Genomic DNA, 20,705 nt, shown 5'->3' on the forward strand with positions numbered 1-20,705 from the left:
AAACAACAATTAAAGTGCTCAAAACTAAAAGCGCAATAACACTATAATAAAACCATTAAGGACAATAACATGAAGTTAAAAGCTCTCGCCCTTGCGGGGTTGCTCCTCACTCCTTTTGCTCAAGCTAAATCTGATATCATGGCGCACGACTTATACGCTCGCGCAATGCCACCATCATCAGTGACAAGTGCTGTTTTCACCACGCTTATGAACCATGGCGATAGTGAACGCACACTTATTTCTGCTTCAACTCCTGCAGCAGGAAAAGTCGAGCTTCATGATGTGATTAAAGATGGCGATGTGATGAAAATGCGCCAGGTGCAAAGCATTGCGATACCAGCAAACGGTCACGCCGTATTGAAGCCGGGTAGCTTGCACATCATGTTATTTAATCTAGAAAAGCGCTTAGAAGAAGGGCAAGAAATTGAAATGACCCTTACCTTTGCAAACGGTGAAAATCAAACGCTGCAAGTGCCTGTGAAAAAAGTCATGAGCGGCATGAAGAAGATGGACCATTCTCATCATTAAGCTTCTTTAAAACAAACGGCGAGTACTTTTACCACTCGCCGTTTTCTGTTACGCTTAGCGCGTATTTAACCCAATAGAGGACACAAGATGATTGTAATGACGAACCTAAACACGACTGTAAAAGTATCGCGCGTATAACTTGGTAGAAACACCTAAAGACAACTAATTTCCTACCAATTTAATTACTCAATTTCACAGCTAGCCAGTTTCAACACTAGCCAATAGCTAAATTTGAGTTATTACCCCCACTACCTTTACCCGTGTAATTAATTACCGGGGTCTACATCAATTCCATTTGACCCTAACTCAAACGTTTTTATGACGTCTCGAGCCTATAACTGTTTCTTAAGCTAAATAGCTCAACGAATAAGTACAGTTCTGATACGGTTCGCACGTCTAGGGTAAACAAATAATGAATTCACAAACTGCATTTTCTCATCCAATGACACTTCAACAACTTGGATGGCAACCTGTATTCCAGCAGCAACTGACACTTGAAGACTACGACCAATCTATCATTGCTCGTGTTATTGCTCATCATAGAAGCGGCTACACGTTGGCGAGTGAGCAAGGTGAAATAACCTTACCCATTCACCATAGCCAACCAGCCATGACTGTCGGTGACTGGGTGATCTTAACGCTCGAACAAGAGTTTGACCGCTTGCTTGAAAGGCAATCTCTGTTTAGCCGAAAAGCAGCGGGCAGCAAAGTATCTGAGCAGTATATTTCCGCTAACATTGACACGGTTTTTATCGTGGTTTCACTCAACAATGACTTTAACTTAAGCAGAATTGAACGCTACTTAGCACTTGCCAATGAAGCCCAAGTCGAACCGGTTATTGTTCTAACCAAAAAAGACTTATGTGACGATGTTGAAGACAAAATTATGCAAGTTCAACAACTCGACCCAATGCTAATGGTGGAGTCAGTGAACAGTTTAGATATCGACTCTACTCAAGTTTTGGCACATTTTTGCAAAGTAGGTAAAACCGTCGCACTTATGGGTTCATCGGGTGTTGGGAAATCCACATTAGTTAACTCATTGATAGGCAGTGAAGAACAAGAAACAGGGGGGATTCGAGAAGACGACAGTAAAGGTCGTCATACTACGACATCTCGCTCACTTCACTCTTTGAGCAGTGGTGGCTTGCTTCTGGATACTCCAGGAATGCGTGAGCTTCAATTAGCCGACTGTGCTGACGGGGTAAGTGAAACCTTTTCTGATATCGAAGAACTCGCTCTGCGCTGTCGCTTCTCAGATTGCCACCACGAAACAGAGCCGGGATGTAAAATCATAGCGGCAATTGAAAGTGGCAACCTAACAGAAAGGCGCTTTAAAAATTACCAGAAGCTACTAAGAGAACAAGCTCGAAATGGTGCAACGCTAGCCGAGCAGCGTTCACACTATAAGCAGCTTTCTAAAATGTACCGAAACGTGCAATCGGAAAGCCGAAATATAAAACAAGGTAACTAATTAGCCGTGGAATCGAACTAGAACCTGGACTGGATGCTTGTTCGACTTACTCAGCCAACCTTAGGTAACACCATGAAACGCCTCTTAATTTTAAGGGGCGTTTTTATTGCCTCACTTTTTATTGCTGCCTTTCTTATAACCTCTACCCGCCTCCATCGACTTACGGCTTACGGCTTACGGCTTACGGCTTATCATTCATAAATCACTAGCTGGTTACAAACTACAACTCAAACTAATAATACCTACCGAGAGATATGCTACTGTGTAATATGCTATTAATGATAAATGGAATTAAATGTAGCTATGAAGACTCTTGAACAAGAACTGTCTCGACTGGATCTCAACCTTCTTGTATCACTTAGTGTATTAATCAAAGAAAAGAATGTTTCTAAAGCAGCAGAAAAGCTGTACCTCTCCCAACCAGCAATGAGCCGGATATTAGGTCGATTAAGAGACTTATTTAACGACCCTCTGTTTTACCGACAATCTAATGGGCTGCAACCCACAACTAAAGCACTAGAACTAGAGCCCAGACTTGACGCCATACTTTTCTCTATCGACAACTTAATTAATAGCACTAGCTTCAACCCTGAACTTTGCGAAAAAACATTCCGTTTATCCATACCACCACTGATGAGCCAGCTACTGACAGCGCCGTTAGCAAAAGCCGTCTATAACGCTTCACCAAAAGTCACTATTGAAGAGTACCCCTCCTCTTATGACCCAATACTATTACTTAAAGAAGGTCAGGTAGATTTTTCTATACACGTAGAAAAACCACCAGCTAATGGAGAATATCATTCAGAAAAAATTGGCTCATCTTACCCTGTTATATATGGTGCAGCCGACCACCCTCTGCTGAGCCAGCAAGACATTACATTAGATGATTGTCTCCAGTACCCTTTCGTCGATTTATCCTTGGACATTCGCTCTAACCATGAATACCTAAACCCGCTAGATATCGAATTAGCAAAGCGCGGTAAGACTAGAAATATAGCCCTTAAATCAGGACAACTTTCAACGTTAACGGATTCAATCGAAAATACAAATCGCCTGATAATAGCCAGTCACGCTTTAGTTCAAAGTAAAGGTTTTGATGTTCGATTAAGTCCAATAAAGCACTTTGATGAAGAGCCTTATAAGGTCCACATTTATCTGATAGAGCACAGGCGAACGCTTTCTAGCACTCCTCACACATGGTTGAAATCTCTTATTGTTGAATCCATTAAAGATAAAATTTCAGTTTCGCCTATTAACGTCTAAGTACATAAGTAAATGATATTTAGGTTTAGGTTTAGGTTTAGGTTTAGGTTTAGGTAAATTGATATGCGTCAGTGGTATATCAGTCATCCATTTTCTTCATTATTCGTCATATTAGATATTGTCTATAGTAAAACCACTTACCCAATATCACGATATTCCACTGAGGAAATGATCATGAAAACGACCACTACAGCGAAAGCACTTATTATTGCCTTAACCACATTTGGTAGCTGCTCTGCTTTTGCGGAACCAGCAGAGTCTCTTGACTCCTTTTTCTCAGAACAAGGGAAAAGCATAACAACGGCAGAATACCCAACAGCCGAAACCTCGCACCAAATGCTTAAAAATCAAGATTTGGTGGGCGTGAATCACTTTCTACATAAACGCACGCTCACCCCAACTGACAAGCAACCAGTAGTAAGAATGAATCGTGATACTTACTATTCAATGGCAGTTGTAGATGTGTCTAAAGGTGCAACCGTCACCATGCCTGAAGTGCCGGAAGGAAAGTACATTTCAGTTCAGCCAGTCACGGAAGATCACCGAATTCAGCCCATGAGTTATGGTTCAGGTTCATTCGAACTTTCAACTCACACTGGGACCCATCTATATTTAGTCATTCGCCTAGATTCAACCTTTACGCAAGAAGAAGCAGCAAAACTTCAAGATCAAATGAAGATAACCGCCAACAGCGATCAAGCTTTCACGGCAGAACCGGTGAACGAAGCCTCTTTTAAGGAAGTTGAAACTGAACTAAAAACTAAAATGCCCGCTATTTTCAAGCGAGATGGCAGCAATGCTCTAACCGGAATGTTTACGGCTCCTGGGGATTCATCTAATAAATTGTTCACTCAAGAAAAATATGAAGTTGGGGCTGCAATTGGATGGGGCGGTGCGCAGGTACAGGACAATATTTATGAAATATCGGGAGATTACCCAACAAATATTTGTCATCAAGCGACATTCCAAGATCCAAAGAATAAAGCATTCTGGTCAATCACCGTTTATGACAAGGCTGGTTTTATGTTTAACGACTTAGCAAATTTGAGTTCAAATACAGCAGTTCCTAATGACGATGGTAGTTTCACATTAAGCTTTGGCTGTGGGTCTGACGCACCCAATAATATTGAAACAAATAACGATTCTGGCGTTTTCAACTTAGGGGTTCGTCACTATCAACCAAGCAAATTAGTTCAAGTGGATGGCTTTCGAGTATTACCTACAGTTGAAGCTGTAAATTAATTTTATCTATCGCTAAGAAGCTAAGCAACTAAGCAACTAAGCAAGGACAATCACTCACCTCTAAATTATGGAGGTGAGTTTTATTTGAGCTCTAAACAAAAAAATCTTCCTGATACCATCAAAACAGCTCTAATCACTGCAAACCATTTCAATCCGCCTTTTCCATTCACATTACGAATAGATATTCCAAGCACAAATGTCGAAATTTTATGCATATAAACTGAAGTTCACAGCAGTATTTCACCCCAACCTGTAACATATAATCAACATTAGAACTTATATTAAGCACGTAGAGCAAACAATTACTCTAAAAACAAACTATTCCTAGACACAAAATATTATGTAGTTACCATAACGACTATTCGGCTAATGAATAGACGAAATGATCGTGCTTTTATAAAACACGACAAACTATAACAACTAAATAATTGCAGGTATTTTATGCAAAATAACAACATCGTAGCTCGCATTGCTCGTGGAAACTTAGTTCTCCAGATCCTTGCGGGTATTGTTTTTGGTGTCATTCTAGCAATGGTGTCACCATCAGCAGCCCAAGACGCAGGCCTACTTGGTAGCCTGTTTGTAGGTGCATTAAAAGCAGTAGCCCCAATTTTGGTATTCATTCTTGTTGCTGCTTCTATTGCAAACCAGAAGAAAGGTCAGCATACCCATATGCGACCAATCATCGTACTTTACCTTTTTGGTACGTTTTCAGCGGCTCTAACCGCTGTGGTATTAAGCTTCATGTTCCCAACCACCTTGACACTGGTTGCTGGCGCTGAAGGTGCAAACCCTCCTCAAGGTATTGCTGAAGTACTCAACACATTACTATTCAAACTTGTTGATAACCCAGTAAGCGCGTTAATGAATGCTAACTACATCGGCATTCTGGCTTGGGCTGTTGGTCTTGGTCTTGCGCTTCATCACGCTTCATCAACAACGAAAGCTGTATTTGAAGATTTAAGTAACAGTGTTTCTCACATTGTTCGATTTATCATTCGCCTTGCTCCTTTTGGTATCTTCGGTCTTGTTTCTGCAACGTTCGCAACAACAGGCTTTGATGCTCTAGCAAGCTATGGTCAACTTCTGGCAGTACTTTTAAGCTCAATGCTTATTATTGCTCTTGTAGTTAACCCACTAATCGTATTCGTAAAAACCAAGCAAAACCCTTACCCACTTGTACTGCAATGTATTCGTGAGTCGGGTGTGACAGCATTCTTTACTCGTTCAAGTGCAGCTAATATTCCAGTAAACATGAACTTATGTAAGAAGCTTGAACTTGATGAAGACACTTACTCAGTTTCTATCCCGCTAGGTGCAACCATCAACATGGCTGGTGCTGCAATTACGATCACCGTATTAACGCTAGCAGCTGTTAACACGATGGGCATTGAGATTGATATCTTCACAGCAATCTTACTTAGCCTTGTTGCTGCAGTTTCTGCATGTGGTGCTTCTGGCGTAGCTGGCGGTTCATTACTGCTTATTCCACTGGCGTGTGGTCTTTTTGGTATTTCTAATGATGTGGCAATGCAGGTTGTTGCGGTTGGTTTCATTATTGGTGTGATTCAAGATTCTGCTGAAACAGCATTGAACAGCTCAACAGACGTTGTATTCACTGCTGCCGTTTGTAAAGCTGAGCAACAAAAAGCACAGTAATACATTCGGGAAAGACTAAGTTCATTTGACTGGTTCAAACAAAAAACGGGGAAGCTAATGCTTCCCCGTTTCTTTTTATTTGTATTCTGTTGGCTCTATATATCCGTGACAACTACTTTAGATAAGCGATATCCGAACTAAAGGGCTTTAAGCCGCGCAGTTTGAACCAAGTGGTTTAAAGCTCGATATTTTAAAAATAAGCGGTTTAACAATTAGTAATTTAAAGCTATCAATTTAAGGCTTGGGCGGCTTAAGCGGCTGAGAAAAGTCCAGTGCCGCAGTAGGTATCGTAGGCTCTACAGCTACAGAAGCGACAGCCTGCTCACGACCTTCTAGATCTTGTTGCACTTCACTATTAGGTTGGCTACTTTCTTGTATCGGGCTTGCCTCTTGCTGCTTATCGTCTGAATCTTCTTCTACTTCAACGACTTTTTTGGGAATGGGCACACCGCGCTTGTACAACTTATTTAACGCTCGAATAATGGAATGCTTAGTTACTGATTTTTGGGTTAGCTTTGCGATAAGTGGTTTAGCTAAGGACTGCAAACCTACAACAGAATCGACCCCTAAATTAGACCCTACGATATCTCTAACAGGTCTTGCGGGCTCATAACCAAAGTGAGCAGCCATAAATAGCCAAATATAAGAGATCGCATTTCCGTGTTCGCCTTGATCTCTCCATGCTTCACCCGCACGGCACATCGCTTCAGGGTGGCTTTTTTCAGCGGCACTTTCCAACCAGTAACATGCAATTCCATGGTTCTTCGGCACACCTACACCATTCAAATAACTGGCACCCAGCTTAAGGTTTCCTTCGATTTTCCCTTTATCTGCAGCGCCTTTATACCACTTGACAGAAGCTTCAGCAGAGGCGTCTGGGTTCGTTTTATCAACATTCCAATCCCCCATAAAAATCATAGCTTCCGGGTTTCCTGCTGATGCTGACTCTTCAATTAATGAGTAACCTTTAGGAATATTCTTGGTTGTCCCTCTTCCGAAAATCAGAGCTTTACCCATTTCAAACTTGGCATTCAAATCCCCTTCTAAACCAGCAATCGCTAGCTGCCAAAAGTTCGCTTGCTCTTTAAGAATCAGGTCTTCTCTTTTACGCATGCTGATACGCACAATGCCATACATGCCATTCATGTCATCCAGCTGGGCGGCTTTTTCGTACCAATATAAAGCCTCTTTCAAATTCGTTCTTTCTGCTTCTTTCGCTAGAAATAGAATGGATGGAAGATGACCCGTTTCAGCTTTAAAAAGACGTTCTTGTTTCTCTTGTTTTCGTGCTTTTTCAATCGCTTTTCGGTAAGCCACTTCACGCGCTTTTCTTTCTTCCTCAACACGCTGCTTTCTTAAAGACAGCGACATGAGCCAGATAAACACAAGCAGAAGTGATAGAGCTGTCGCACCAATTGCGATTCCCATAGTACTCATAAAAATTCTTAATGTTGGTAAGCTGATTTCAGATACCGAAGTGGAAAATACAATCAGCTTTAGATGATATCTATTTTAGCGGCTATTCGTGGAAAACCTGAAGAGGACGCATGAATTAATAAACATATTTCAGAAGAAACTGACAGAAGTAAGCAACTGTTGATGATAATTCCACTATACAGCCATTAGTTCGTGAGATTTCATTTGGAATTGACCGTTGTGATCTTCAATCATATCTTTTCAAATGGTAAGTCTAGATTAAGTGGTAGTCGCCGCTGCTAGATTAGCAATTACCTGCAAAAACCCATAAGGCGTAATAAGTTTAGAATATTAGATCGCAAAGGAACCAACACCTTGTATCTATTAGAGTTTACAATGTAAATTAAACTTCGATAAACATGTTAACTCGCTGTATTACTAAACATTTAATGCTGATTAATACAGCAAAGGCGCATTCATTTGAGTACGCCTTTTCATTATTCAGCAGATTCTTTATTCAGTAATTTATTACTTTTTCAGTAGATTCTGTTCCCACATCGGGGGACTACCAATATAGTCTTGCACGCTTTGGATAAACTCTTTCACTAGCTTAGTTTGCTTTCGGTGCGGGTAAATTGCGTAAATTGCCGTATCTAACCTAGAAATATGATAGTCAGGGAGCAAGGTGACTAAGCCTAACTCTTCCATTGAGTAATGAAGGTTAGATAAATCAAGCAAGGTATAACCGAGCCCATCACTGACTCCAGCAACGATTGTTCGCACATCACTAACAACAAAATTGCCTTTCATTTTCCAGCTATGGTACAGGTCACTTCCCGGACTTTCATTAATACGAAGGTGGTCTAATGTAATATCTCTATTGCTGTAAATTATTGCAGGAAGCTTAATCAAATCTTGTGGCGTTTCAGGCATTCCATGTTGCTCGACAAACTCTTTAGAAGCCACCAGCAAGAAGTGAGTGTCTGCAATTTTTCGAGCGATAAGGTTAGATTCCGCCAACTTGCCAATTCGAAACGCAATATCGTATTGATCAGCAATGATATCGGCTTTCTTATCATTTAAAGACAAGGAAATTTGTACGTCTGGATAGCGCTTCATAAAATCAGACACTATCGGCTGCAGATATTGCTGACCAAAATAAATGGGGGTCGTTATACGCAGCATCCCTTTCGGTTCAGATTGATACGAATCAGCAATACCTTGGATTTGGTCAAGCGTGTCTTGAAGAACATGAGTTTGAGCAAGAATGTCTTCACCGGCAGAGGTTAAAGAAAAGGAACGAGTCGACCGATTCAAAAGCTGCACACCAAGATCAGCTTCCAACTTCTTAATTTGCTTTGAAAGTGAAGAGTTATCCATATTGTGTAAAGCCGCAGCCTTGGTAAAAGACCCTTGCTGGACGACATCAAGAAACAATAACAACTGGTTCGTATTTGGCACTTTCTTTCCTTAATCTGTAGCTCAATCGTTCACACAAATTTAGTCATTATAACTAGCGTTCATCTTTAGGCGTGTCCATGACCACCATGGTAGAAATGGCTTTCACTTGGGCACATTCACCTAATACGTCGGCATGAAATTTTTTATAACTTGGTAAATCACGGGTTTCTACTCGTAATAAGTACTCATTAGCACCCGTAATATTGTGGCATTCCACCACTTCACTTTCTAAGCTGACATGTTGTTCGAATTCAAGTTGAGCCGCTTTACTGTGACTAGATAAACCAATCGATACGTAAGCAATAAAACCAACGCCCATTTGCACATTATCTAATACCGCGCGATAACCTTGAATCACCCCTTTTTTCTCTAGATCTTGCACTCGCCTTAGCGTTGCAGATGGAGATAACCCTACCCTTTCAGAAAGGTCTACATTGGAGATTCTGCCGTCAGCTTTTAGCTCATGCAATATTCTTTCGTCAAATCTATCCATAGCCGTTGTTTATTGCTCAAAAACCTTTAATGAGATGAATATAAACACAAAATTGCGGTGCTTTCCACCTAGTATGAAGCTTGACCGGTCAGACAAGATTCTCATGCCTATATTTCAATGCTCGTTGGTTTACCACTTCTGCATTCGCACTATTTGCATTCACTCATATTTTAAGCTCGTACATCACATGCATACGGTGCTTACTCAGCATACATAAAAATGGAGAACACTATGCCATTAGAACAACTCAGTGCATTGGCGTTATTTGCGTTTGTCTCGACCTTTACCCCTGGACCAAACAACATCATGTTAATGACTTCAGGAGCCAATGTCGGCTTTGCTCGAACCATCCCACACATGTTGGGTATCGCACTCGGTTTCGCCGTAATGTTGCTATTAGTTGGGTTCGGTTTAATGGGCATATTTAATGCTTACCCAGTAACGCACCAAGTTTTAAAGTACCTGAGTTTGGCTTACTTGGTGTACCTTGCAATCAAGATTGCCACCAGTGGCAAAACTAAAAATTCAGACACATTCAAACCCATGACCTTTCTAGGTGCAGCGAGCTTTCAATGGGTGAATCCAAAGGGATGGTCAATGGCTTTAACAGCGGTTTCGGTCTATAGCTCTGGAAGTTCTTGGTGGGAATTAGCCATCATTGCAGGAATCTTTACCTTAGCCAATTTACCTTCTGTGACTTTTTGGACTGCAGCAGGAAAACAATTGCAACATTGGTTAACGACCCCAATTCGCATTAAGAGCTTCAACTATGGAATGGCGGGATTACTACTCGCGTCGACAATTCCAATGCTCTAATGTCTAGTCATTGGCTCATCAACTTCTAGGCATTGAGTCAAAACGTTATCTAGTTATCTAGCGCTTTAACACGGCTGAAAATTCAGTTCATTTTAAATGATTAGCTGCTCAATAATTTAGTTAGCAAATTGCTTAGTTAGCTAATAGTTTAGTTAACCGATAAGTTCGCAAGGATAGGCTGTAACACCGCTTGTCCTTGCGCCGTCAAAGCCCACGCAAAACCGCAAATATTCCCAATAATCGACATCCATAAGATGGCTTTAAATGGCTGTTTCTGAGTTTTATGGCGTAACTTCGCTTGTGCTAGCAATGCCCCAGGCCAACCTCCCAATAAAGAAAACAGGTGTAACGTACTTTCCTTGGTTCGCCACTGACCTTTTATTGCCGCTCGTTTATCTTTCGCATAAAGCGCAAAGGTCAAAAGACTCATCACCATGTAGGCAATAAGAATCGGTACATAAGACGCAACAAACAACATGCTAACTGCAACAATAGCTAGGTATACAAAACTGAAAATAATTGAGATAGACAAAAATGAACCCTTAAATTTACTAGTATATATTTGATTTATATATCACTTATCGAAGCATGGATCTGACACGCTTAGCTTAGCGACTCAAACCGTTAAATAAAACCCAACTACGCCCTTAAATCTTTAATAAAGGAGGAGTAAGCTTTTTTACAAATACGTTAGCCTAAATGCCTTATCCATCCCTACATAACATGATGGAATATAAAGGAATTATAACAATGAATAATAAAAAACATGCTATCTATCAAGTTTTTACACGTTTGTTTGGCAACAAAAATACCACTAATACTCCATGGGGCACGATGGAAGAAAATGGGGTAGGAAAATTCAGTGATTTCACGCATCACGCTCTTGCTGAAATAAAAGATCTTGGCATTACCCATATTTGGTACACCGGCGTTCCGCACCATGCTGTCATCAAGGATTACACCCATATTGGTATTACCAATGATCACCCAAGTGTCGTCAAAGGGCGTGCAGGCTCTCCTTATGCTGTCAAAGATTACTATTCAGTTAACCCTGATTTAGCTAATGACCCTGCATCACGCCTTGAAGAATTCGAAGCTCTGATACAAAGAAGCCATGAAAGCGGCTTAAAAGTCATTATCGACATCGTACCCAATCATGTTGCGCGCCAATACAAAGGGGAAAACAACCCGCTTGGTATCAAAGATTTCGGTAGCCAAGACGATACCAGCGTAGAGTACCACCGCGATAATAACTTCTATTACATTCCTGATGCTGCCTTTGAACTGCCAGATATTACCTCTGAGTTCATGCCTCTTGGTGGAGAAGACCATCCAAGCCTAGCGACTCCATTTATTGAAAACCCAGCCAAATGGACAGGTAATGGATCTCGCCTTTCCAAGCCAAATTTCGACGATTGGTACGAAACCGTTAAAGTGAACTATGGTATTAAGCCCGATGGCACCAAAGATTTCCCAGAATTACCTCGTGACTTTGAACACCGCGATTACATGGATCATTATCACTTCTGGCTTGAATTTGAAGTCCCTGATTCTTGGGTTAAGTTCCGAGATATTGCACTGTACTGGCTATCTAAAGGCGTGGATGGTTTTCGCTATGATATGGCGGAAATGGTGCCAGTTGAATTTTGGAGCTACCTCAACTCATCGATCAAAATGAAGAATGCAGAAGCGTTTTTAATGGCCGAAGTGTATCAACCTCATCTTTACCGAGATTACATTAAGCTCGGCAAGATGGATTACTTATACGATAAGGTCGATCTGTATGATGGTTTGAAAGCCATCATGCAAGGCAAAGCATCAACCGCAATCATTCCGGAAATTCAACATCAACTGCAAGACATTGAACACCATATGATGCACTTCCTTGATAATCATGATGAGCAAAGAATTGCTTCACCAGAATTTGTTGGTAACGCCAATATTGCTAAGCCTGCAATGCTAGTCAGCGCTTTATTGAGTAGCTCACCAACTATGTTGTATTTTGGTCAAGAAGTCGGTGAACCTGGAGATGAAAATGCAGGGTTTGGGCAACCTTCACGCACTTCTATCTTTGATTACATTGGCGTACCTCAGCACCAAAAGTGGATGAATGACGGGAAGTTTGACGGCGGGCAACTCAATGACGATGAAAAGCAACTTCGTGCCTTCTACAAAAAAGTGATGAATTTCACCCTAGAACATTCATCCATGACAGGTGCTTATGTCGACTTACATCAATCCAATCATTTAAACGATTCATGCTACGCGTTTATCCGCCATGACCAGAATGAACTGGTGATTGCTGCGGCGAATTTCCATCAACATAACTCCGAGTTCATAGATCTCGTCATTCCGCAAAACGTCCTTCAAGATATTGATTTAAAAGAAGGAACATATGGTATGAACGAATGTATTGGTAACCATTCAGCGGCTACATTAAAAGTGAACAACCACGGGGAAGGTTTCATCAGTTTACAATTAGAGCCACTAGCAACCTCCGCATTGGTTTTGACTCTACCACTTTAATGAAGCAAATTTAGTCCATAAAAAACGAGCTAAAAGAGCAAATCTAATACTGATTTTCGCACTAAGTACCCCCAATAAAGGGTGAATGAGTCACCCTTTATTTTCGATAAAAAACAAGATCGCTCTATATCGGCATTAAGCTCACACTTCTGAGGAGTAGAACTCATCCTCACCTCCTACTCCCATGCTCTACGCCTTTACCTCATGAATAGTTAATTTGTGAGCGATTGATCAAACGTACTATTCATTTTCGTTATACAAAGCGTGACGACCTCACTGTATTTTCTAAATTTCCCTATCAAAAATAACTTTGGATATATCGCTCACACACCGTTCGACCTATTAAACACTACGATATTCAACTGAAATAAAAACAATATGGATATCAAACGTGAATACAAAAACCTTTAAGCTATCGACCTTATCCAAGGCTATGCTGCCAATTCTAACGGCAACAGTGATTGCGGGCTGTAATGATGATGACTCATCAAATTATACCGCTCCTACACCATCAACCTCTGTGCCCGCTGAAGTGGAACTTGCACCGAATGTAGCTCTCCCTTCTGCTGCTGCAACACCAGCAGCCACCGAAATTTCTGTCAGCTACATTGCAGATACGACATCTACAGTTTCTCGCATGGCAAATGCCACCACCGATTTTAGCCAATGGGTATTGGAGTGTGGTGATAAATCGTTTACCGCGACATCGTCTGATACTTTTGGTCCGACTTGGTTAGTTACCGCAACAGAAGCACAAGGCGCGTGCAGTATTTCAGATGGTACAACTCAACAAGCAGCCGTGACGCTAGACAGCAGTGATGCTGGTAAGTCACTTGGTGTGACTCATACTGGTGACAAAGTTGAAGGTTCTCGTCAAGACACCATGATGATGGCTCACGGACTTGATCAAACCGGTACTGACGTAAAATTACCAGAAGTAGCAGCTCCTGGTGAATTGCCAGCTCCACCATCTGGTCACTTTGCATTGCACCTATACGATGCACTAGGTGATTACAAAGAAGAAGGTGCAGAGAAAAACGGATACGCAAACTTAAACCTGCATATCTGGAATAACGCAAACTGTGCAGCAGCAGGTGAAGACTACCTAAATGGTGGATGGGACGACGTAAGCGTAACACCAGATGCCTCTGATGAGTTTGGTCCCGTTTGGTATGTACCGGTTACTGATGATGCCACTCAATGTTTCAACGTAATTTTCCGTAACGCCAACAAAGATAAGCTTATTGGCAACGACCTTGTGATTGATATTTCAGGTCAAGCTGAAAACCCAGGCGTCACTTATATTCCGGGCAGTGGAACGTCTTACCCAACCCGAGATGATGCATTTGCAGTTGGCGGTCCATCTTCAGAATTCACCATTGATACCGTTGGGGCAATTTTACTGGACGACAACACCATGGTTTGGCGTGCAGGCAACGGTGCTGACCTTGTGCAAATCATGTTCAGCTCAAACGGCAAGTACGACGTATCAGAAAACGGTGTCGTCACCGGTGCCTCAATCAAGCTTACTGGTGCAACACTAACAGAAGCGCAAAAAGCACAATTCCCACACCTTGCTGACTACCCAGCATTTGAGGTGCCTGATCTTCCAACGGATCTGTCACTTGCATCTTTGATGAAAGGCAGCTTGATTGCCATTGCTTCTTCAAACGGTGCGGCAGATGAGCCATCAGAACTGCGCTCTTCTACTGCGATTCAGTTTGCTGGCGCAATTGATGCTATTTTCGCTGAAGATGCCGCCGACCTAGAATACGGTCCAATTTATGGTGATGATGGCGTGACCTTCCGCCTATGGGCGCCAACAGCTTCTGAAGTTGAATTAGTGGTTTACAACAGCGACAAATCTGAAGCTTCACGTCACGCAATGACTGAAGATGCTGCTTCTGGTAGCTGGAGCGTTGAACTAGAAACTGACGCGGTAGACAACAAATTCTACCGTTACGCAATGAAAGTGTTCCAACCAAGAGAGCAAAAAGGTTACGGCTACGAAGTAACCGACCCGTACTCAGTGAGCCTTTCAACAAACTCTCTATACAGCCAAGCCATCGATTTAGATTCAGATGATTTGAAACCTGCTGGTTGGGACGGTTTAGACGCACCACACTCTCAAAACCCTGAAAATGGTGATTTGTCTAACATGGTGATTTACGAATCTCATGTCCGTGACTTCTCAGCTCAAGATGCAAGTACAGACAACAAAGGTAAGTACCTAGCCTTCACCGAGCAAAACTCAGTTCCAGTAAACCACCTAAAAGAGCTAAGTGAAGCAGGTATGACTCACCTGCACTTAATGCCAGTATTTGATATCGCGACGATCAACGAAGACCCTGATCAAGTTGCTAATATCAACGAACCATTTAGCAAACTATGCTCACTGAATGCGTCTGTTGAAAAAGATGACCGATTCAGTGGCTACTGTACAAGTGGTGGCACAATTGCTGATGCATTTGAAGAGCTAAAAGCAAGCGATTCGAAAGAGAATCCAGTGGTTGAAGGGCTTAACGAATACGTTCGTTCAGTCGACTCATACAACTGGGGCTATGACCCATTCCATTACACGGTTCCTGAAGGTTCATACTCTAGCGATGCAGAAGGTACCGCGCGTATCCTAGAATTCCGTGAAATGGTGAAATCAGTTAAAGAAGATATCGGCATGAACGTCGTTGTGGATGTGGTGTACAACCATACCAACGCTTCAGGCATGAACGACAAGTCGGTACTGGATAAAGTGGTTCCTCTTTACTACCAACGCTTAGTACCAGATACAGGTCTAGTAGAAACATCAACTTGTTGTGAAAACACAGCACCTGAAAATGCCATGTTTGCCAAGCTAATTGATGACTCTATCCAAACTTGGGTTGAAGCTTACAAAATTGATGCTTTCCGTTGGGACTTAATGGGTCACCACCCACTTTCACAAATGGAGCAAACTTTAGCAGCAGCTCGTGAAGTGAATTCTGAAGTGTACTTCTACGGCGAAGGTTGGAACTTTGGTGAAGTTGAAAACAACAAACGTTTTGTACAAGCCACTCAACCGAACCTTGGCGGCACTGGTATTGGTTCTTTCTCAGACAGATTGAGAGATGCAGTGCGTGGCGGTAGCCCATTTGATGAAGCTAACGGCATCCGTGAAACTCAAGGTTTTGCTACTGGTGCAGCAGTATTACCGAATGAGTTAAGCCGAGATGCAGAAGGCAATGTGTCTGATGCAGAATTAGCTCGCGCACTTCACCAAACTGACTTAACTCGCTTAGGTATGGCTGGCAACTTGAAGAAATTCAAGATGGTCGATTACGAAGGGACAACTCAAGTAGGTTCAAGCATTGACTATAACGGTCAGCAAGCAGGTTACGCAGAACAGCCTTGGGAAGTTCAAAACTACGTTTCTAAGCACGATAACCAAACGTTCTGGGACATCAACATGTATAAAGTGCCTTCAGAGGCATCAGTTGAAGTTCGCGTTCAAATGCAGTCTGTTGGTATGGCGACCGTTCTACTAGGTCAAGCAATGCCGTTCAACCATATGGGTGGTGAACTGCTGCGTTCTAAATCAATGCAGCGTGACTCTTACGACTACGGTGATTGGTACAACCTTGTCGACTTTACTCTTGCAGACAACAACTGGAACAAAGGTTTACCTGCAAAAGATAAAGACTTCGCTAACTATGATTTGATCAGCCAAGTAGCGGCCGACGTTAACGCGCAGCCACAAGCTAAAGACTTGGAATTGATGTACTCAAATTACAAAGAAATGCTACGCATCCGTAGTGCTTCTGATTTGATGACACTGCCAAGTGCTGAAGAAATCATGAAACGTGTCGACTTCCGTAATTCAGGCAAAGGTCAAACACCTGGTTTGATTGTGATGACTATTGATAACGGTTCAACACAAACGACGGACCTAGATTCTAGTCTTGATTCAATCGTAGTGGTTATTAACGCATCACCAGAAACTCAAGTAGTGGGTGATTTTGTTGACCACGAAAGCAAAGCTATCGAACTTGCTGGTTTTGCATTAAGTGATGAACATGTAGATGGCGGGGTAGCTGGTGCTTCACAATTCACTGAAGGTAAATTCTCGGTTCCAGCTTGGTCTAGCGCAGTGTTTGTACAAGCTCGTAACGGCGAACGTGGGCTAGGTTTGCCAGTAAGCGAAAAACTTGATGATTTACCTCCATTTGGTAACACCAAAATCTACATTGCTGGTGACTTCCCTGCTGCATCTTGGGATCCATCAACTATCGAAGTACCTTACGCTAATGGCGGTTTGTACACAGTTCAACTAGGTCTTGCTAAAGATACTGGCTACAAATTTACTAAAGGCTCATGGGATACAGAAATTAGCTGTGGTGGTGATAACTGCCCAAGTAACTTCTCTGAAATGGGTATGTACGAGTTCACACTTGATGCAACCAATACTGAAACACCAGTTGTAGTTGATGCTGTACTAAGCGAAAGCTATGTAGGCAAAACTTGGTTTATTCCAGGTACTATCTCTGGAGATTGGGCACACGGTGATGCACAGAAAATGACATCAGATGCTGATAAGCCAGAAATGATTTCATTTACAACAGCGGAGCTGACTGCCGGTGAAACTACTCAGTTTAAAATGACTTGTGGTAACTGGGGCGAATGTGAACATGCCTTTAATGATGTTGTTCAGGGTTCTGAATCTCTAGAGATTACTGACTCAAGCGGCAATATTGCTTTCACTCCTGCAACAGCGGGTAGCTACCAAGTGGCATTCAACATACTAAACAAAGAGCTAACGATTACGGCTAAGTAACTATTACGTCTAAGTAACTTTAGTCAATGTAATATGAAAGCGTAACGTTTCGCTGCTCTAAAACAGCACCAACTAAAAACAAGCGCCAACCTAATACAGGTTGGCGCTTTTTTGGTTCAGCTTAAAGCTAGGTTTGGCATAGTTTGGAATCTGCCTTGCGTAACTGCCTTACATAACGGCTTTAAATTGATTCCTGCAAAATCTGCACAAATCGTTGGATCTTTTGGTCATCAATGCCTTGCTTGGTATAGATCCCTACATTGCCTAACCTTTCTTCATTCACCAGTAAGGTTTCAATCTCTCGCTCTTTCATCCAAGCGCACATTTTCTGACTATATGGCATCACCGCATCGGTCATTTTTAACATATCAATGCTGGCGAAAAGTGAATCTACATCATACACATCACGACCACCCAACTGGCTTTCCATCGCATCTTCTTGGGAATTAACATGATCAGAGAGAACCGAGTTGTGCCTTGAATGCTCAGGCGTCACTCGTAATAACGGGTACTGTTCTTGACTCTTCAATTGACCACCCATGCCCAATTTTTTCTTAGTCAGTAGCGGGTGATCTTTTCGAACAAAAATGGCTTCTTTATCTTGAAACAAAGGGTGAAATGTCACTTTACAACGCTCATGTAAACCCGTGACTTCATGCCCCACAAACAAATCGATATCACCTTGAACAAGGTGGTGCATCAAAGACAAGTTATTCCCAAATTCCAAATGCAATGAACAAGCGGGCTCTATTAGTTTGTATTCTTTAACGGAGTGGCAAACGAATTGTTCCCACCACGCTTCACCCGTTCCTATTTTTAACTTACCCAGTTGGCGTTGCTGCATATCGGTAAAGCGGTGCATTAAACTCAAATGTTTTTCTTGCTGCTCTTGCACATACTCTCGGAATAAACGCCCATATTCGGTTAATTCCACACCTTTGGATTTACGAATAAAAATAGGCACGCCGACATCGGCTTCTAATTTTTTAATGGCAGCGGTCAAAGAAGGTTGACTGATATTGAGCTTATCAGCGGCGCCTTTTATGCTGCCAGTATGGGCAACCATCAAAAAATATCGGTATGGCTTATTCATATTGCTTTCTCTTTATTTGCATAACATCACAAAATGCGCGGTTGGTTTTTCAACGATTTATAGCGTTATGTAAAACATACATCAAACAATAGCCATGATATAGCTTTTTCCTATAGAGAAATGAGTCTAACGCTATTTCCCCACCTCGCATAAAATCACTATAGTGAGCTCAATCGTTTTATTGAGTGGAATTGAATAATGGAACAAAAATGGTGGCATGACGCCGTGGTGTATCAAATTTACCCACGTAGCTTCTTAGATTCAGACAATGATGGCATTGGTGACCTAAATGGCATTATCAGCAAATTAGACTATTTAAAAAATCTTGGTATCAATGTGCTTTGGTTGTCTCCTGTTTATCAATCTCCAATGGATGACAACGGGTACGACATTTCTGACTACCAAGCCATCGCCAAAGAGTTTGGTAGCATGGAAGACATGCAGCGCTTACTGGACGAAGCGAACAAGCGTGACATCAAAATAGTGATGGATCTTGTCGTGAACCACACATCAGATGAACACACTTGGTTTGAACAAGCACGCTCTTCTAAAGATAACCCATACCGTGATTACTACATTTGGCGTGATGCAAAACCAGACGGCAGTGCTCCAGATGATCAAGAGTCCATTTTCGGTGGCAGTGCTTGGCATTGGGATGAACATACTCATCAGTACTTCTTCCATTTATTCTCAAAAAGACAGCCAGATTTGAACTGGGAAAACACCAAAGTTCAAGATGAAGTCCACGCCATGATGAATTGGTGGATTGACCTTGGCATAGGTGGGTTCCGCCTAGATGTGATAGATCTTATCGGTAAAGAAATCGATAAAGGCATTACAGGAAATGGTCCTCGTTTACATAAACTGCTACAGGAAATGAACCAAAAGACATTTGGTGACAAAGACCTGTTAACGGTTGGGGAAACTTGGGGCGCAACACCTGAAATTGCCAAGCTATACAGCGCGCAAGACAGAAATGAACTGTCGATGGTTTTCCAATTTGAGCACATCACGCTGACTTGGGAAAACGGTGACAAGTGGAACCCAATCCCGCTCGATTTGAAAGAATTCAAGCAAGTGCTAACTAAGTGGCAAGTAGAGCTGGCTGATGGTGGCTGGAACTCTCTGTTCTGGAATAACCACGATTTGCCAAGACTGGTTTCCAAATATGGCAACGATAAAGAGTACCGCGTTGAGTCAGCTAAAATGCTAGCAACTTGCCTACATTTCTTAAAAGGCACGCCTTATATTTTCCAAGGTGAAGAAATCGGTATGACCAATGTTACTTTCGAAAATCTTGAGCAATATAAGGACATTGAAACCCAGAACTTTTACAAAGTTCGAACAGAAGCAGGTGTCACTCATGAACACATGATGGATGCAATTCACGAAAATAGCCGTGATAATGCTCGTACGCCAATGCATTGGGACAACAGTGAAAATGCAGGTTTCTCTAAAGGAACACCATGGATTGAACTGAACCCGAACTTCCCAGAAATCAATGTGGAAGAAGCATTAGCCAACCCAAATTCTATTTACTATCACTACCAAGATTTAATCAAACTACGTAAAGCGCACCCTGCCATTGTTCATGGATCATTCACTCCTGTGTTTGAAGACCACGACAAAGTATTTGCCTACGTAAGAGAGCTTAACGAAGAAAAACTATTCGTTATCTGCAATTTCTCGGATGAAGCTTTAACACTCGATGTACCAGCTGAGTACCAAAAGCAAGATCTGACATGCTTGATCAACAACTACCAAGCTGTCACTGCCATATCAGAAACGCTGAACTTGAAGCCTTACGAGTCTTTTGCTGTGAAGCTTTAAACTGATTCATAAGGTTTTATAGCAAATAAAATCAAAAAAATACGTAGTAACCCAAAGAGGCAAGTCTCATATCCTTGCCTCTTTTTTTATTCAAAAA

General features: G+C 41.9%; 14 protein-coding genes. 9 read left to right on the forward strand and 5 right to left on the reverse strand.

Annotated features, from left to right (window positions below; genetic code table 11):
* Positions 1-69: 69 nt before the first annotated feature.
* The 5 genes from F0226_RS10350 (at position 70) to sstT (ending at position 6,166) form a co-directional block, all read left to right on the forward strand.
* Positions 70-528: a copper chaperone PCu(A)C gene (locus F0226_RS10350; protein ID WP_171735560.1), complete on the forward strand. Its 459-nt coding sequence runs from the start codon at positions 70-72 to the stop codon at positions 526-528.
* Positions 529-940: 412 nt separating this feature from the next.
* Positions 941-2,002 (forward strand): ribosome small subunit-dependent GTPase A, encoded by a 1,062-nt coding sequence (gene rsgA / locus F0226_RS10355; RefSeq protein ID WP_171735561.1) that lies wholly within the window; start codon positions 941-943, stop codon positions 2,000-2,002.
* Between the two features lie 303 nt (positions 2,003-2,305).
* Positions 2,306-3,265, forward strand: coding sequence for a LysR family transcriptional regulator (locus F0226_RS10360; RefSeq protein ID WP_171735562.1), 960 nt, complete (start codon positions 2,306-2,308; stop codon positions 3,263-3,265).
* Positions 3,266-3,439: 174 nt separating this feature from the next.
* Positions 3,440-4,507, forward strand: a complete 1,068-nt coding sequence (locus tag F0226_RS10365; protein WP_171735563.1) for a DUF1254 domain-containing protein — start codon at positions 3,440-3,442, stop codon at positions 4,505-4,507.
* Positions 4,508-4,948: 441 nt separating this feature from the next.
* Positions 4,949-6,166 carry a serine/threonine transporter SstT gene (gene sstT / locus F0226_RS10370; RefSeq protein WP_171735564.1) on the forward strand — a complete coding sequence of 406 codons (1,218 nt, stop codon included), beginning with the start codon at positions 4,949-4,951 and terminating at the stop codon, positions 6,164-6,166.
* 234 nt (positions 6,167-6,400) lie between these two features.
* Here the strand turns inward: sstT and F0226_RS10375 are convergent, their stop codons facing one another.
* From F0226_RS10375 to F0226_RS10385, 3 genes are all read right to left on the reverse strand, one after another.
* Positions 6,401-7,603: a tetratricopeptide repeat protein gene (locus tag F0226_RS10375; RefSeq protein ID WP_171735565.1), complete on the reverse strand. Its 1,203-nt coding sequence runs from the start codon at positions 7,601-7,603 to the stop codon at positions 6,401-6,403.
* A gap of 507 nt (positions 7,604-8,110) precedes the next feature.
* Entirely contained in the window at positions 8,111-9,043 is a 933-nt protein-coding gene (locus tag F0226_RS10380; protein WP_171735566.1) for a LysR substrate-binding domain-containing protein, read from the reverse strand.
* Between the two features lie 52 nt (positions 9,044-9,095).
* The gene (locus F0226_RS10385; protein ID WP_171735567.1) at positions 9,096-9,536 is read right to left on the reverse strand and encodes an Lrp/AsnC family transcriptional regulator; all 441 of its coding nucleotides are present in this window, start codon (positions 9,534-9,536) and stop codon (positions 9,096-9,098) included.
* Positions 9,537-9,767: 231 nt separating this feature from the next.
* Here F0226_RS10385 and F0226_RS10390 point away from each other — a divergent pair, with 231 nt between their 5' ends.
* On the forward strand, positions 9,768-10,352 hold the full coding sequence (locus F0226_RS10390) for a LysE family translocator (protein ID WP_171735568.1): 585 nt from the start codon (positions 9,768-9,770) through the stop codon (positions 10,350-10,352).
* 148 nt (positions 10,353-10,500) lie between these two features.
* On the opposite strand, the gene F0226_RS10395 is transcribed toward F0226_RS10390, so the two are convergent.
* Positions 10,501-10,830 (reverse strand): DUF1294 domain-containing protein, encoded by a 330-nt coding sequence (locus tag F0226_RS10395; protein ID WP_171735610.1) that lies wholly within the window; start codon positions 10,828-10,830, stop codon positions 10,501-10,503.
* 272 nt (positions 10,831-11,102) lie between these two features.
* Between F0226_RS10395 and F0226_RS10400 the strand changes: the two genes are divergently transcribed.
* Together F0226_RS10400 and pulA are read left to right on the forward strand one after the other, a co-directional pair.
* Positions 11,103-12,878: an alpha-amylase family glycosyl hydrolase gene (locus F0226_RS10400; RefSeq protein ID WP_171735569.1), complete on the forward strand. Its 1,776-nt coding sequence runs from the start codon at positions 11,103-11,105 to the stop codon at positions 12,876-12,878.
* 391 nt (positions 12,879-13,269) lie between these two features.
* Positions 13,270-17,685 (forward strand): pullulanase-type alpha-1,6-glucosidase, encoded by a 4,416-nt coding sequence (gene pulA, locus F0226_RS10405; protein ID WP_345776511.1) that lies wholly within the window; start codon positions 13,270-13,272, stop codon positions 17,683-17,685.
* A gap of 181 nt (positions 17,686-17,866) precedes the next feature.
* On the opposite strand, the gene F0226_RS10410 is transcribed toward pulA, so the two are convergent.
* Positions 17,867-18,778 (reverse strand): LysR family transcriptional regulator, encoded by a 912-nt coding sequence (locus F0226_RS10410; RefSeq protein WP_171735570.1) that lies wholly within the window; start codon positions 18,776-18,778, stop codon positions 17,867-17,869.
* Positions 18,779-18,976: 198 nt separating this feature from the next.
* Between F0226_RS10410 and F0226_RS10415 the strand changes: the two genes are divergently transcribed.
* The gene (locus F0226_RS10415; RefSeq protein ID WP_171735571.1) at positions 18,977-20,608 is read left to right on the forward strand and encodes an alpha-glucosidase; all 1,632 of its coding nucleotides are present in this window, start codon (positions 18,977-18,979) and stop codon (positions 20,606-20,608) included.
* The last annotated feature ends 97 nt before the right edge of the window (positions 20,609-20,705 follow it).

This window comes from Vibrio sp. 99-70-13A1, assembly GCF_013114625.1.
Classification (GTDB): Bacteria; Pseudomonadota; Gammaproteobacteria; order Enterobacterales; family Vibrionaceae; genus Vibrio.

What these genes read in the sequence shown, in the direction of transcription:
- F0226_RS10375 (WP_171735565.1), bottom strand. Translation starts at nt 7,603, where the DNA reads ATGAGTACTATGGGAATCGCAATTGGTGCGACAGCTCTATCACTTCTG.
- F0226_RS10360 (WP_171735562.1), top strand. Translation starts at nt 2,306, where the DNA reads ATGAAGACTCTTGAACAAGAACTGTCTCGACTGGATCTCAACCTTCTT.
- rsgA (WP_171735561.1), top strand. Translation starts at nt 941, where the DNA reads ATGAATTCACAAACTGCATTTTCTCATCCAATGACACTTCAACAACTT.
- sstT (WP_171735564.1), top strand. Translation starts at nt 4,949, where the DNA reads ATGCAAAATAACAACATCGTAGCTCGCATTGCTCGTGGAAACTTAGTT.
- F0226_RS10410 (WP_171735570.1), bottom strand. Translation starts at nt 18,778, where the DNA reads ATGAATAAGCCATACCGATATTTTTTGATGGTTGCCCATACTGGCAGC.
- F0226_RS10350 (WP_171735560.1), top strand. Translation starts at nt 70, where the DNA reads ATGAAGTTAAAAGCTCTCGCCCTTGCGGGGTTGCTCCTCACTCCTTTT.
- F0226_RS10385 (WP_171735567.1), bottom strand. Translation starts at nt 9,536, where the DNA reads ATGGATAGATTTGACGAAAGAATATTGCATGAGCTAAAAGCTGACGGC.
- F0226_RS10365 (WP_171735563.1), top strand. Translation starts at nt 3,440, where the DNA reads ATGAAAACGACCACTACAGCGAAAGCACTTATTATTGCCTTAACCACA.
- F0226_RS10395 (WP_171735610.1), bottom strand. Translation starts at nt 10,830, where the DNA reads ATGTTGTTTGTTGCGTCTTATGTACCGATTCTTATTGCCTACATGGTG.
- F0226_RS10390 (WP_171735568.1), top strand. Translation starts at nt 9,768, where the DNA reads ATGCCATTAGAACAACTCAGTGCATTGGCGTTATTTGCGTTTGTCTCG.
- F0226_RS10400 (WP_171735569.1), top strand. Translation starts at nt 11,103, where the DNA reads ATGAATAATAAAAAACATGCTATCTATCAAGTTTTTACACGTTTGTTT.
- F0226_RS10415 (WP_171735571.1), top strand. Translation starts at nt 18,977, where the DNA reads ATGGAACAAAAATGGTGGCATGACGCCGTGGTGTATCAAATTTACCCA.